We start from the raw sequence: 14,114 nt of genomic DNA, 5'->3' as shown, positions 1-14,114 counted from the left end.
GGTGACATCACACCATCACCCCATGCTGGAATGAAGAAGAATGAAGAATTGAGAATGAAGAATGAAGAATTGAGAAACCACCTGATGATTCGTGATGCCAGTCAAGGGTTGAAAAAATTTTATTGGAAACAAACGATTTATCAACCTCCCCGAATTTCAGTCGCTGAATCTGCTGCCGGTGAGTGGCTGATTTTAAAATCTCAATTTCACCCCTTCATTCTTCATTCTTCATTCTTCATTCTTCAGGCTTATTTGCGAAACCAATCAAACAAATTGCCCCGAGGCTGGACGCGTTGTTGGGGGCGATTTTGAGAAATCTGGAGCGGGCGATCAGCCAGCGTGACTTCGACCTGACGTTCACGCCCATCACGCAGCACGGTTAAGGTCACGCGGTCTCCTGGTTTGCGGGTTCCAATCGTTTTGACCAGTGAATCAGGCGTTTCGATTGGTTTCCCATCAGCTTTTACAATCACATCACCCAGTTGATCCTGATCTTGTTGGACTCCCAGCAATCCAGCCTGACTGGCCGGGCTGTTTGGTTGAACGCTGACTACCACGACACCCTGTTTGGTTGGGACATTAAATTGTTCGGCAATTTTCGGAGTCAGCGGCGCCGTGGTCACGCCAAGGTAGCCACGTCGAATTTTCCCTGAAGCAATCAGTTCCGGAATAATCTGTTTCGCCGTGTCAATTGGCACGGCAAACCCAATCCCAACGCTGGAGCCGGTTGGACTGTAAATAGCGGTGTTGATTCCAATAATCTGACCAAATTTATTGAGCAGCGGCCCACCGGAATTCCCAGGGTTAATTGAAGCATCCGTCTGAATCACATTTTCGATGGTACGTCCGTCTTCAGTCTGAAGTGGGCGATTCAACCCGCTGATGACACCGGTGGTCAAAGTTCGATCCAGCCCAAAGGGGTTTCCAATGGCCAGTACTTTTTGACCGACTTCGAGACTGCCGGATGTCCCCAGTTGCATGACATTCAACTTATTGACCGGAGCATCAATTTGGATAACTGCAAGGTCATTATCTGGATCAGCTCCCACCAGACGCGCCTTGTAGGTACTCTTGTCAGACAACGTCACATCGAGGTTATTGGCATCCCGCACGACATGATAATTGGTCAGAATATGTCCTTTCTCATCAATAATTGACCCGGAACCGGTTCCTTGCTGGGGAACCGCCCCAAAAAAGCTCTGAACATTCACCGTGCTGGTAATGTGAACGACACCCGGACTGGCCAGGCGGTAGATTTCCACGTTGTTTTGCTCATCTGAGGCAACCGTTGGACTGGTGATTTCACGGGCGGGCGTAGTCACCGGCGAGGCTGCCCATGTTGGCCGGGTTCGATACTCGATCAAGGTATGTGAGACAATGGTATTGGCAGCCACAGCCAGCAAAACAATCAATAAAACCTGTCGAAATGAAAATGTTCGCATACAGTTGAGTCTCCTCGACGATGTTAAAAGATTTTGTTTTTTGACGGCGGCGGCACTCACCTGAGTTGTGTCTAGCAAAACCTGTATAGACCAAACCAGGCTTATAGTTCCCACACCGAATCGTCTTCATCAGCATTTCCAAACATCAATTTCTTCTTTCGCCAGGCATAAGAGCAACTGTCGTGCCAATCATTCCAAGAACTGGCCAATGGCTACAACTGCTTCGTTCCAAAGAAGTAAGCGAATCAACCAACTGTGCGATTCGATGATTCACGGTTGTACCTGAGGCAAACTTGTATCGGGTGGGGCGAGATGCCACAGAGGTGACAGGGTGACAAGGTGACAAGGTGACAACTGACAAGGTGACAAGGTGACAAGGTGACAAATACCAAAATGATGCTTTTTCCTCTGGAGACTTTTCAGTTTTTTGTTTAAATGGCTAAACTGGATTTTTAGCTCGTTTTTCAAGCTTAGATAAGCCGATCACCTGGTTTTTCCAGGTTAAATTGACTGGTTACAGAAAAATTTGGACAGTCCTCTTCCTCTGGTCACCTTGTCACCCTGTCACCCTGTCACCTTGTCACCTTGTCACCTTGTCACCTTGTCATTTGTCATTTGGTCACCTTGTCATTTTGGTCACCTGGCGGCCTTGCCTTCTGAAACCAGGGTGCGTATCGTTTGAAAACGCGACCACCTCCCTCTCAATCATCTTCTTTATCCTGTCAGTCAAACCTGTACTTCCAGAACCAATGTGCGTTCTGGCTGACTGGTCATTTTTGTGGCCCGAAATTATGGATCTTCAACATTGGCGAGAACAGATTGATGCAATAGATGATGAACTGGTCAAACTGATCAACCAGCGCGCGGTGTTTGTCGCCGAAATTGCCCGGTTGAAGCAGATGGCCCACCTTCCGGTTCATATTCCAGAACGAGAAGCACAAATCCATGCGCGGATTCGGACGACCAACCCTGGACCGCTCAAACCCGACGCCTTGCAACGCATTTTTGAATGTATTATTTGTGAGTCCCGTCAACTTGAACATCAAATACTGGAAGAAGCTGACTCAGCCGCTCCTCATCGCTAAAATGAATTATGAATGATGAAAAAGCTATTTCATTGAATAGCATATACTTATACCAGTTTGTAGTCAGTAGATCGTAGTCAGCAGTCCACTAACTCTATTTGATCAAATAATTTAACTGTTCTCTGATACGATAGCTTCATTCTAAAATGGTATTAACAAGGCTTCATTCTTCATTCCAATCCATTTCCCCTGATTTCAATAGGTAAGCCGACATCATGAGCCATCCACATCGCCACCAAACCGCTCCGATGATCACTGTTTTTGGCGGGGCTCGCTGTTCGCCGGAAACACTCGAATATAACCAGGCGCTCCAGCTAGGCCGGAGTCTGGCTGAAGCTGGGTATACAGTCTGCACTGGCGGATATGCCGGGGTGATGGAAGCCATCAGCCGGGGCGCTCACGAAGTGGACGGGCATGTGGTCGGTGTTACGCTGAGCCAGTTGAAAGGCAAGCCCAACCCTTTTCTCAAAGAAACCTGGCCAACTGATGATTTTTATGCCCGGCTGCAAAAATTGATTCAGTCATCAGTCGCCTATATGGCGCTCCGTGGCGGGATGGGAACGGTAACTGAAATTTCTCTGGTCTGGAACAAACTGTATACTGGGGTTATTCCTCCACGCCCTCTGATCCTGATTGGTGACTGCTGGCCCCCAATTGTTGAAGCCTTCAAACAAAACCTGGTTGTTTCAGAAGCTGACGTCAACCTTGTGCAATGCGTCGCCACAGTTGAACAGGCCATGGATATCCTTGACCAATGGAGCTTTAAGGAAGAATGAAGCAAAAGGCAGAATGAAGAATGAAGAATGAAGAATGAGGAAATTGCTCGTTTTTGCTTGCTGAAGACTTCTAAACCATTGATTTTAAAACAAAAATAGTTTAGAGCACATTTATTGTAGAATCTTGGGTCAATTCTTCATTCCCCAGATTTCGCCCAAAATAAGTACCTTGTCATAAATTTCCTGAGATATTGAATTTGGTAAGTATTTGATTCTTTTCGTGTATTTCGTGTGTTTCGTGGTTCAAAATGTCTGGAAATTTTCGGTAAGGTACTTACTGACCACTTGCTCAGTTTGGCTCTCAAATGCAGTTGATTGAGCCAGAACCAAAGGACATAAAGGACATAAAGGACATAAAGGACATAAAAGCCCAGATGGAAGTCAGTTTTGTGGGAGTCATCGAGAGCATGTGGTGAAGTTTGATGCCAGGTACGGCTCGACGAAATTTCCCGTTGCGAGCAAGGTCCCGGACTGGTCGGCACTAATCTTGGAGCAACAGGGTGCTATTTTGGGCGAAATTCAGATCATTCTTCATTCTCAATTCTTCATTCTCAATTCTTCATTCTCTTCATTTTGCTGCTATGTCATTTTCACTCTTCCGCATGCCGTCATTTGCCTTTCAATCAACTGAAGTGACCAACCACTTGCGTGACTTAATGCAGGAGCCTGCCGTCAAACGGGCTTTTCAGTACCTTGATGAAACAGCCGATCAGGCAACACGCGAACTCATTACGGTGAATGAAATTCCGGCCCCGCCATTTAAAGAGCATCAACGGGCAACCTATGTGCTGAACCGGTTTCGTGAATTTGGGCTCGTTCATGCCCATATTGATGAAGAAGGAAACGTACTGGGCGTTTTTCCGGGGGTAAATGATCCCGATGGAACCGGACCATTTCTGGCACTGGCCGCCCATGTGGACAGTGTGTTCCCGGAAGGAACGGATGTGACGGTCCATGAGCGGGATGGCCGACTGTACGCACCTGGTATTGGTGACAATGCCAGCGGCCTGACTGGCGTACTGACCCTGGCCCGATGTTTCACCCAGGCCCCTTTGAAAACTAAACAGTCAATTTTGTTTGTCGGTACGGTTGGTGAAGAAGGTCCAGGAAATTTACGGGGTGTCAGATACCTGTTTCAGGAAAACCCCTATGGCAAACAAATCACTGAATTTATTGCCTATGACGGGCCGGGAATCGAGCGCATTACCCATCAGGCACTTGGCTCACGGCGCTATGAAGTCAAATTTGAAGGTCCCGGTGGTCATTCGTGGGGCGATTACGGGATTGTGAACCCGGTCCATGCCCTTGGAAAATTCATTCATTACATGACGAGTTATCATCCACCCACGATTCCGCGAACAACCTACAGCGTCAGTGTGGTCGAAGGCGGCACCTCGGTGAACACCATCCCTCGGTCAGCCCGGTGCGAAGTTGATCTACGGTCAGTTTCCGAAGGTGAGCTGGATCATCTGGAACAGCATCTGCGTGAGGCAGTCAAACAAGCCTGGGAAGAAGAAGAGCGGTCGGCAGCCCTTAGCCGAACCCGGCTCAAGTTGACCGTGACCCCAATGGGGAATCGGCCTTCAGGAGAAACACCAACCACCGCCCGACTGGTCCGGCTGGCTCAGGCGGCGACCATGATTTGCGGCTGTCGTCCGTTGCTGGATTGTTCTTCGACGGATTCAAATTTGCCGATCTCGCTTTCAATCCCCGCAATTACAATTGGAGCAGGAGGACGCTGCAACGGATGTCATACACTCGATGAGTGGTATGAACCTACCGAACGCGAACTCAGCCTTCAACGCGGTATCCTGTTGTTGCTTGGACTGGTTGGGTTAGCCGATAAAACCTCGGGCTGAAGACTCGCAAGCTCGGAGCAAAAGAAGGGATGAGGGATGAAGGATGAGGGATGAAATCAAGGGATGAGGGATGAAGGATGAGGGATGAAATCAAGGGATGAGGGATGAAGGATGAGGGATGAAATAAAACCAATTCTTCAGCCCGCCTTCTTCAGCCCGATGTCTTCAGCCCGATGTTTTCAGCCCTGGTTTTTTCAGTCCCACTTTCTTCAATTCCAGCCGCCAATCACCTCGATTCTCTCTTGGCAAAAGCAGCGCTATCCAGTATTGTTGGCAGGCTCTTTTGAGAAAAGATTCAATCATTTTGGTGATCCTTTCCTCAGTTGTCAGGTTGCCCCTCTTGAATCGCTTCGCAACAGTTACCTCAGTCATAGAATCTTGAGTTTCCCCAGAGACGTCCGTGGACGCTTTTCTCTGAATATTATCTTTTTGTGCTTGTGACCGCTCTTTTTTGGAGGGTCGTTGAGCAGATCGGCGAGTTTATGAGTTCAGTTGCTGCTACTGTTTCCGTCCGTCCCCGCTTAAATTGGGTCAATATTACGGTTTTTTCTTTGGTTCATCTGGCTGCATTCGCGGCATTTTTTGTGCGTCCAACCTGGACTTCACTGGCACTTTTCGTGGCTTTTTATTTATTGACCGGGTTTGGGATTACCATTGGGTTTCATCGCCTGCTGGCCCATCGTGGGTTTGAATGCTCCAAGTTTCTGCTTCGTCTGTGGGCGTTTCTTGGCACGGCAGCTTTGCAAGGGGGTCCAGTCTGGTGGGTCGGATTACACCGAAAGCACCATGCCGCAAGTGACCGTGATGAAGATCCACATTCACCCAAGGATAGCTTCTTCCATGGCCATATGGGCTGGATGCTGGTGCGTTCCTCACTGTCCCGCCATCGGATACTGGCTCGGGATCTGGCCTCTGACCGGTTTATTAACTGGCTTGACCGTGGCACCGGTGGTTTTAGCCCACTTCTCCCGTGGGTGCTCACCATGATCATCTGTTTTGCCGTTGATGGCTGGGCTGGTGTGATTTGGGGCGGTGTGCTGCGCACCATTTGGGTCTGGCACGCGACCTGGTGCGTCAACAGCGTTTGCCATCGCTGGGGGAGTCGGCCACACGACACCCGTGAAAATAGCGGAAATGTCTGGTGGGTTGGGTTATGGGCCCTCGGTGAAGGCTGGCACAACAACCACCATTTTCACCCGAAAGCGGCCATTCATAACTTCCACTGGTGGGAGATTGACCCTTCCGCCTATTTGATTTGGGGCATGGAAAAAATTGGATTGATTCGAAAAGTTGTGCAATCCAATAAAGCCTGAGCAGGTCACAATCTGTTTATCAAAAAAATCCAGCCGAATTTGGTTTAACCTGAATTCGACTGGATTTTCGGTTTAGGGCTCAAGGCTGAAGAAGTCGGGCTGAAGAAAGCGGGCTGAAAACATCGGGTTGAAGAATTGGTTTTCTTTCATCCCTCATCCTTCATCCCTCATCCCTTGATTTCATCCCTCATCCTTCATCCCTCATCCCTTCAGTTGCCCCGAGCCTGCGAGTCTTCAGCCCTTGTATTAAGGTCGTGGCACGCCAGAAGGGGCTTCGACAATCAAGCGGAAAGGAATGGACTGGATACCAACACCATCGGCCAGTCCATTGAGGAATAGTTGATATTCTCCCACCGGGGTATCAGCACTGGTTCTGACCTGCAACAGGCCGCGGTCTTGAAAACCGGTTGGGGTGGGGGCAATTTGGGTACCTGGGGGAATCTCACCCGAAATGATCAACGCGACGTCACCGGTATAATTGACTTTGGTAATCGTCACGTCATAGCTGGTGCTTTGGCCCTGGACAACCGTTTGGCTTAATGGATCCACGCTCAACTGAACAATCGGTGGGGGCGGGACAACATTAAATACAAAATCATTCGAGTCATAAATGATTGCCCCTTCAGCCGTTCCCGTGATTCGAAACCGATAGGCACCAGGTGGAGTTTCAGGAGATGAAGTCACAAAGGCTGGTAATCGAAACGCGGTGGTGTCATTTCCACCCAGGACGGCTTCAACCCCAGCATCCTGGCTGCCTCCGATTTGTTCAAGCTTCAACCGAATCGGCAACAGGTACTCGGTTCGATTCAAAATCACGAGATAGGTCGTTCCCTGCCCGGCCAGCACTGACCATTGCGGCGGCTCCACAATAAGCCTGACACTTGGCTGGATCGGCAGCACCCGCATGGTCACGACCACTGGCACCACATTGATTTCACCAGCACCAGTTCCTTCGATTTTAAGTTGATAGGTTCCGGGTACGACATCTGGGCGAAGCTCAAGCCGAAGCGATGTGGAATTACCAGTAATTTGATTGAGCGTGAAAAATGGATTTGAACCTGCTGGTGCCCCGGTCACTGAGAAATTGACCGTGCCGGTGTAGTTTGTCCGGCTGAGCGAAATATTGAAAAAGGTGCCTTTCCCCTGGGTTACGGTTTGGAATGTCGGAGTCGCCCCCAGAATCACCCTGGCATCCACATTGACCCCAAGTGAAAGCACGGCTGATTGAACCGATACACCAGAGGCAGTTCCGCGAACCTGCAATGAAAAAGTTCCAGCCGGAACGGTCTGTGAAGCGGTTACCACCAGTTTTGCGGTTTCTGAAATAGCTGGATTTGGCAAAAACTGGGCGGTCACGCCGGTGGGCAAGCCACTCACCGAAAGCCCGACGCTGCCGGTGAAATTCACCCGCTGAATATTGATGGTAAAGGTCGTCTGTTCCCCAGGTTTGAGCGAGCGGCTTTCGGGATAACCTTCAAGCGAAACGGCATCTGGCCGGTTGGGACCGGTGATATTCAGGGTTGTTGCCGTCACCCCACCTGAAGTTCGAACCCGAATCGTCACCGATTCGCCAAAGAGTTGTGGCGGCAGGGTAAATTGAAGCTGGGTTGGGCTGACCACCTTGACGATTGAAACCGGATCACTTCCAACAAAAACCTGTGTCCCTGGCGAGAAATTTTTCCCCTGGATGGTAATTTCGGTGCTTCCATTGCCCGCAGTGACCTGAGGTGGGGCGAGTGTCGTGATGGCTGGTTTTCCAAAAATTGCCCGAACGAGCTGCCCATTGGCCCGATCCAGGATATAAAACCCGGTTTCATCCAGAGCAACCGCAACCGGTTGGGCCACGGTCCCAGGCGGCAGCAAATCCCGAACCGTAACCTGTTCATCCACAATTGTTACGACTTTGACGTTGCCTGGAACCGCCACATACAGGGTTCCATCCGCATCAGCAGTAATGCCGCGCGGATCCGTCAACGGCAAAGCGGTGTCAGACCGCCGCACTCCAATCTGTGATTGAATCGTTTTTACGGCCCCGCCGGGTAAAGCCACCTGACGAATTTGGTCGGTGGCCTGCGTGACGGAAAGAAGCCTCCCAACCAGCGTAAGTCGTTGCGGCGTGTCAAATTGAGCTGAAACACCGGTTCCATCCAGAGTTCCGGCCTGCCCTAAAGTCCCAGCCAGCAACCCAAGCCGATAGCCGTTGCCTTTGGGTGTTGCCTGCCAGATGACGTGATTGGCGGCATCAGTGATAAAGAGGTCCTCGTTTCCATCAATTTCAATATCACGTGGTTCCCAACTGGTCGCCAGCCCGGCAGCAACCAGATCATCTTCGGTCAGAATGGTTTTCACGGACCCAGAAGCAACTTCAATCTGGCGAATGGCACGATTGGCCGTATCCACCAGATAGACAGTTCCATTGCGAAGCCCAATTCCAAGCGGCGCATTGAAGCGGGCGGATTCACCTGTTCCATCAGTATCACCTGAGAGTCCTGACCGCCCGGCAAAATCGCTCATCGGTTGGAACGCCTGACTACGCCGAATGACGTGATTGGCAAAATCAGAGGCAAAAATGGTTGTTCCCTGCAAAACCATATCGCTCTCGGCAAAAATCCCTGACGATACAGTCGCCACCGAACTGATTTGGAATGAAAAGGTTTTGCTCAATTCCCCAGAGCGAATGCGAATCGCCACCACGCCAGGGCCCAGAGCCGTCAACTTTCCTTCAGCGGTAATGCTGGCCAGCGTCTGGTCTTCTGTTTCAAAAGTGAGTGATGGGTTTGGAATTTCGACGCCAGTGCCATCCAGGACCCTGACCCGAAGTTGGGTCGGCGCATTCGTGTTGATGAGGAGCGAATTCGGTTCGGTAATTTCAATATCAGACGGAGTTCTACCAACTCCCGTACCAACTTTAAAACTGACCGTGTTTGACCGAAGCCCTTCTGGTGTGACCACCGCGACGTCATAGGTCCGGTCTTCGACCAGCAAATCAGCCGGAAGGTCTTTGATAATCAATTTTTTGGTGGTGGGTTTTACCTTGCCGATGACTTCACGCTGGTTGAAAAGCACTTTTGAACCAGCCACCAAACCAGTCCCCGCAATGCGTATTTTGGCTGGAACAGTTCCCTTTGGTGTTTGATTGGGTGTGATGGAGGTGATGGTTGGGGATGCCGGCTGAGCAGATTGTTTTTTCGCCAGAACAACCTTGTGAAATGGTATTCCAGTTGTCCAAAAAAATCCTACCCCGACCAGTAACAGACTGAACACAAAAACCACAGTAGATGAATAAAATCGTCGTATCATATTGATCCCCCTGCACATAGCTGAATAACAAAGTAGCAAAATAGTCAGTACCACCCGCGTAAGCAGGTGGGGTTCAAAACCTTTGAACCCTTGAAAGGAGTGACAGAATGAAAGCTTGGATCAGTGAGATTGAATATAAGGTAAGAATCCTTACACCAGAGTACCACTCATTGGTTTGCATTTCGATACAAAACAAAACGGGCAGAAACCAGACTGGTCTCTGCCCGTTGTAGTTGATTCGAAAACCCGGAACCCGGAACCCGGAACCCGGAACCCGGAACCCGGAACCCGGAACCCGGAACCCGGAACCCGTTTTTCCTTACCGCACCTGATAGGTAAATTGACCCGTTTCAGTCATACCGACATGAACCTGAGCCAGGGTCTCTCCGGCAGCCATTCTGGCCAGAACTTCTTCCGCCATTTCCGGCAGCATGGTTCCAGTCAAAATGTTATCTACATTGCGAGCACCACTTTCGACTTCGGTGCAGCGTTTGACGATTTCATCCACCACGGCTTCGTCATAACTGAAAGCCGCATTGTGATTTTCGGCCAGCCGACGACCAATCCGACCCAGTTGGAGCGTCACAATCTGGCGCATCACATCATCTGCGATTGGATAATAAGGGACAACCACCATTCGACCAAGCAGGGCCGGTTTGAAGGTTTTGATCAGTGCCGGGCGAATGGCTTCAACCAGCACTTCTGGTTCCGGTCGTGGCTCTTCTGGATCGGTACACAGCAGCATCATCGAATCGCTCGCCACATTCGAGGTCAGCAAAATCACGGTGTTCTTGAAGTCAATTTCGCGGCCTTCGCCATCTTCCAGTATTCCTTTATCAAAGACCTGATAAAAGAGTTCCATCACATCCGGATGGGCTTTTTCGACTTCATCAAGCAGCACCACCGAATAGGGTTTGCGGCGAACGGCTTCGGTCAGCACGCCACCTTCACCATATCCGACATAGCCTGGAGGCGAGCCCTTGAGCGATGAAACGGTGTGGGCTTCCTGATATTCGCTCATATTGATCGTGATCAGGTTGCGTTCGCCGCCATAGAGCGTTTCGGCCAGTGTCAGCGCGGTCTCGGTTTTTCCGACGCCGCTTGGCCCAACCAGCAGGAAAACCCCAACCGGACGCCGTGGGTCAGTCAGACTGGCCCGTGAAGTCCGAATTCGCTGGGCAATACTTTCCAGGGCATGGCTCTGGCCCACGACGCGTTGTTCCAGACGATCTTTGAGCGCCAGCACGGCATTGATTTCATCGGTGACCATGCGACCAACCGGGATACCAGTCCAGCCGGAAATGACTTCGGCAATGGTTTGACCGGTCACACAAACCTGCATCAGCGGTGTTTCTCCCTGAACGGCTTCCAGTTCTTCCTGGAGCCACTGCAAATCGGTGCGGAGTGAGTCTGGACTTTGTTTTGCCAGTTCGCGGTCTGAGGTGGGCTCTCCGTGATGAAGCGCTTCCAGGTGGGTTCGAATATCGCGAATTCGATTGATGAGGGCTGATTCCTTGTCCAATTGATCTTTCAAACGTGAAAGCGTTTCTTCGACCTGGGCACGTTGAGCAGTCAGGTCGCTGATGCGTTGGTCATGCGCAGCACCCGTCGCGGTTTCGCGTTCCAAAACACGGATTTCGGTCGTCAACTGCTCAATCTGGCGTTCGGCATCTTCAATCGCTGGCGGTGTCGCCATCTGTCCAATGGCGACACGGGCACAGGCGGTATCAAGCACGCTCACCGATTTATCTGGAAGTTGCCGCCCGGTAATGTAACGGTGCGAAAGTTTCACGGCGGCTTCAATCGCTTCGTCCAGAATCCGAACGTTGTGGTGGGTTTCGAGTGATTCAACAATGCCTCGCATCATCACCATGGCTTTGGCTTCGGTTGGTTCTTCGACCTTGACCACCTGGAAGCGTCGCGCCAGCGCGGCATCTTTTTCGAAATATTTTTTGTACTCCGCCCAGGTTGTGGCGGCAATCGTGCGCAGTTCCCCACGAGCCAGTGCGGGCTTGAGCAGGTTGGCGGCATCGTTTTGACCAGCCTGACCGCCAGCCCCAATCATGGTGTGCGCTTCGTCAATAAACAGAATGATTGGCTGCGGCGACGCTTTCACTTCGTCAATGACCGACTTGAGTCGGCTTTCAAATTCGCCTTTAATTCCAGCGCCAGCTTGTAAGAGCCCCAGGTCGAGTGTCCGAATCGCCACTTTTTTCAGAATTTCGGGCACATCGCCTTTGGCCACCCGGAGCGCCAACCCTTCGACAACCGCGGTTTTACCAACCCCGGCTTCACCCGTCAAAATGGGGTTGTTTTGTCGCCGACGGGTCAAAATATCAATCACCTGCCGGATTTCGAAATCGCGGCCCAACACTGGATCAATATCGCCTTTGCGTGCTTTCGCCGTCAAATCAATCGTGAATTGATCCAACGCGGCTGATTTAATTGAATTTTGGTTTTGCGAATTTAATTGAGTTTGATCTGCCGGTGAATTCAATTCAGTTGTGGCAGCCTGGGCTTCAAGCGAGCCAGCGGTGACTTCAGTGAACTTGCGCTGCAACTGTTCAACTGAGATTTGGAGCAATTCGCGCGATGTTTCGCGGCCAATACGGGCCAGTTGCTCATTTCGGAGCAGTGCCAGCAGCAGGTGACCAGTACGAATGGAAGTCACACCAAACTCGACCGAAGCCACCAGCCAGGCTTCCTGAATCAGTTGTGGAATGCGCGGAGAGAGCGCCGGAGTCCGCCCATTGCCGGTCTTGAAGCGGTCCAGCGTCCGCAAAATATCGCGTCCGAGCTGGGCCTGATTGACTTCAAACGCCCGAAAGATCGCGACGCAATCGGTGTTGGGCACATCCAGAAGCTTCATCAGGAAGTGCTCGATTTCCACGTCGTAGTGGGTTCGTTGCATACACAAACCGGCTGATGCTTCGAGCACCGCCCGGCACGTTGGATTTAATTTACCAATGAGTGATTTAAGATTGACATTCATCGCCTTCGTTCCTACCAGAGAGTTAAATTTAATTTCTTTGATCCTGAGCAGGTGCAAATTGAAGGCCAGAGTTTGGAGCTTGGAATCTTGTTTCTGAAATGCAAAAGCCCGTCAGAACATTCTGACGGGCTTAATTCAAGAATAATATTCATTAAGCCACTACGGGCGTGCTTCAAGTTTCTCAACTCGTGATTCGAGTAAATCCATGCGGGCTTCCATTGAACGATATTGAGCTTTCAACTCTCGAACATCCCGACCAACATCCAGAACTGCGTTAAACGTGGTTTGGATTTTGGACTTGAGTTGATTCACATCACCCTTGAGTTGATTCACATCACCCTTGAGTTGATTCACATCACCCTTGAGTTGAGCAATGTCTTCTTGTATGGGTTTAAGTTTTACATCCAGTGCCGTCAAAACAGCAGCTAAAAGTTCTTCATTTGTCATAAACATCCAGAAGGAAATATCAAAATATGTTTTGTGGCTGTGTGTTGAGGGTAAGGGTTGATTACAGGATTTGTCAAGACAAGTCTTTTTGTAATCTTTATCCTTGCAATCCATTGATTACACAAGGCTTTCATTCCATCCGACCTGACTCGCCTGGAAAGAAATCAATAACTCGACACATCATCGCCCCCAACAAAATCACCCAGGTTGACTGGATAAAAGTAAACAGACCAAACCCATGCACATTGAGCCGGAGATGCCCCAGACCAAAAACAAACAGGTTGACCAGTCCAATCACACACCCAAGAATCCCCAGCCAGCGAATGGTCCCTGATTTCAACAAAGAAATTGACCAGAGGATCACCGCCACGGATGAACCAATCACAAAGAGCTTTGCAAATCCCTGATTGAGTTGGAAATTGTACGATAAAATGGTTTGCAGAACTTTCTGGGCTGATTCATCCGCTCCAACCATTTGCCGAATGAGTTGTGGTGCAATCAGCCCGCTGGAAACGGCTGAAATTGAAACCCAAAAAGAAGCAAAGACATAGGCCACAAAACCAGCCTGGATCAACGGACGACCTCCCCCTTGTTTGAGGGTAAATCCAAGAAACCCAAAGACCAGGATTGGAAGACTGACCAGCGCCAGGGCATGGGTGACCACCGCCACTTGAGCCAGATGCCCCATTTGATCAGGTGACGCAGTGTGGCTCAGTCCCGATGGATGGAAAATCAGGGTTACAACACCGGCCAGAGAACCGACAATCAGAGCAATTCCATAGATTGACTGCTGTTTCATGGGTCAACGTCCTTCTGATATCAAAAAATAAAAGGTTGACCGTAAGTCTATCCAGCAGATGAAATCAGGTCACCAAACAGCCTGGCCGGATTTGTTCCAAA

General features: G+C 50.2%; 9 protein-coding genes. 4 read left to right on the top strand and 5 right to left on the bottom strand.

Annotation, left to right across the window (positions count from 1 at the left end):
* Nucleotides 1–248: 248 nt before the first annotated feature.
* Nucleotides 249–1,442 (bottom strand): trypsin-like peptidase domain-containing protein, encoded by a 1,194-nt coding sequence (locus HY774_11615; protein ID MBI4749128.1) that lies wholly within the window; start codon nucleotides 1,440–1,442, stop codon nucleotides 249–251.
* A gap of 791 nt (nucleotides 1,443–2,233) precedes the next feature.
* On the opposite strand from HY774_11615, the gene pheA reads away from it, so the two are divergent.
* From pheA to HY774_11595, 4 genes are all read left to right on the top strand, one after another.
* Nucleotides 2,234–2,527, top strand: a complete 294-nt coding sequence (gene pheA, locus HY774_11610) for a chorismate mutase (GenBank protein ID MBI4749127.1) — start codon at nucleotides 2,234–2,236, stop codon at nucleotides 2,525–2,527.
* A 215-nt stretch (nucleotides 2,528–2,742) separates the two neighbouring features.
* Nucleotides 2,743–3,303 (top strand): LOG family protein, encoded by a 561-nt coding sequence (locus HY774_11605; protein ID MBI4749126.1) that lies wholly within the window; start codon nucleotides 2,743–2,745, stop codon nucleotides 3,301–3,303.
* 581 nt (nucleotides 3,304–3,884) lie between these two features.
* A complete protein-coding gene (locus tag HY774_11600; protein ID MBI4749125.1) occupies nucleotides 3,885–5,162 on the top strand; it encodes a M20/M25/M40 family metallo-hydrolase in 1,278 nt (425 codons plus the stop codon).
* 482 nt (nucleotides 5,163–5,644) lie between these two features.
* Nucleotides 5,645–6,475 carry a fatty acid desaturase gene (locus tag HY774_11595; protein ID MBI4749124.1) on the top strand — a complete coding sequence of 277 codons (831 nt, stop codon included), beginning with the start codon at nucleotides 5,645–5,647 and terminating at the stop codon, nucleotides 6,473–6,475.
* Between the two features lie 246 nt (nucleotides 6,476–6,721).
* On the opposite strand, the gene HY774_11590 is transcribed toward HY774_11595, so the two are convergent.
* From HY774_11590 to HY774_11575, 4 genes are all read right to left on the bottom strand, one after another.
* Nucleotides 6,722–9,775, bottom strand: coding sequence for an IPT/TIG domain-containing protein (locus HY774_11590; protein MBI4749123.1), 3,054 nt, complete (start codon nucleotides 9,773–9,775; stop codon nucleotides 6,722–6,724).
* 319 nt (nucleotides 9,776–10,094) lie between these two features.
* Complete coding sequence (gene tssH, locus HY774_11585) at nucleotides 10,095–12,767, bottom strand: type VI secretion system ATPase TssH (protein ID MBI4749122.1); 2,673 nt, start codon at nucleotides 12,765–12,767, stop codon at nucleotides 10,095–10,097.
* A 159-nt stretch (nucleotides 12,768–12,926) separates the two neighbouring features.
* On the bottom strand, nucleotides 12,927–13,214 hold the full coding sequence (locus tag HY774_11580) for a hypothetical protein (protein ID MBI4749121.1): 288 nt from the start codon (nucleotides 13,212–13,214) through the stop codon (nucleotides 12,927–12,929).
* Between the two features lie 130 nt (nucleotides 13,215–13,344).
* The gene (locus HY774_11575) at nucleotides 13,345–14,013 is read right to left on the bottom strand and encodes a hypothetical protein (protein ID MBI4749120.1); all 669 of its coding nucleotides are present in this window, start codon (nucleotides 14,011–14,013) and stop codon (nucleotides 13,345–13,347) included.
* Between the last annotated feature and the right edge of the window lie 101 nt (nucleotides 14,014–14,114).

It is taken from the genome of Acidobacteriota bacterium (assembly GCA_016208495.1).
GTDB lineage: Bacteria > Acidobacteriota > Blastocatellia > Chloracidobacteriales > Chloracidobacteriaceae > JACQXX01.
The sequence above is the reverse complement of the archived record's forward strand: the minus strand, read 5'-3'. Positions and strand labels throughout refer to the sequence as shown.

Excerpts from the sequence above, each read along its gene's own strand:
- HY774_11615 (MBI4749128.1), bottom strand. The coding sequence starts at position 1,442 with ATGCGAACATTTTCATTTCGACAGGTTTTATTGATTGTTTTGCTGGCT.
- pheA (MBI4749127.1), top strand. The coding sequence starts at position 2,234 with ATGGATCTTCAACATTGGCGAGAACAGATTGATGCAATAGATGATGAA.
- HY774_11605 (MBI4749126.1), top strand. The coding sequence starts at position 2,743 with ATGAGCCATCCACATCGCCACCAAACCGCTCCGATGATCACTGTTTTT.
- HY774_11600 (MBI4749125.1), top strand. The coding sequence starts at position 3,885 with ATGTCATTTTCACTCTTCCGCATGCCGTCATTTGCCTTTCAATCAACT.
- HY774_11595 (MBI4749124.1), top strand. The coding sequence starts at position 5,645 with ATGAGTTCAGTTGCTGCTACTGTTTCCGTCCGTCCCCGCTTAAATTGG.
- HY774_11590 (MBI4749123.1), bottom strand. The coding sequence starts at position 9,775 with ATGATACGACGATTTTATTCATCTACTGTGGTTTTTGTGTTCAGTCTG.
- tssH (MBI4749122.1), bottom strand. The coding sequence starts at position 12,767 with ATGAATGTCAATCTTAAATCACTCATTGGTAAATTAAATCCAACGTGC.
- HY774_11580 (MBI4749121.1), bottom strand. The coding sequence starts at position 13,214 with ATGACAAATGAAGAACTTTTAGCTGCTGTTTTGACGGCACTGGATGTA.
- HY774_11575 (MBI4749120.1), bottom strand. The coding sequence starts at position 14,013 with ATGAAACAGCAGTCAATCTATGGAATTGCTCTGATTGTCGGTTCTCTG.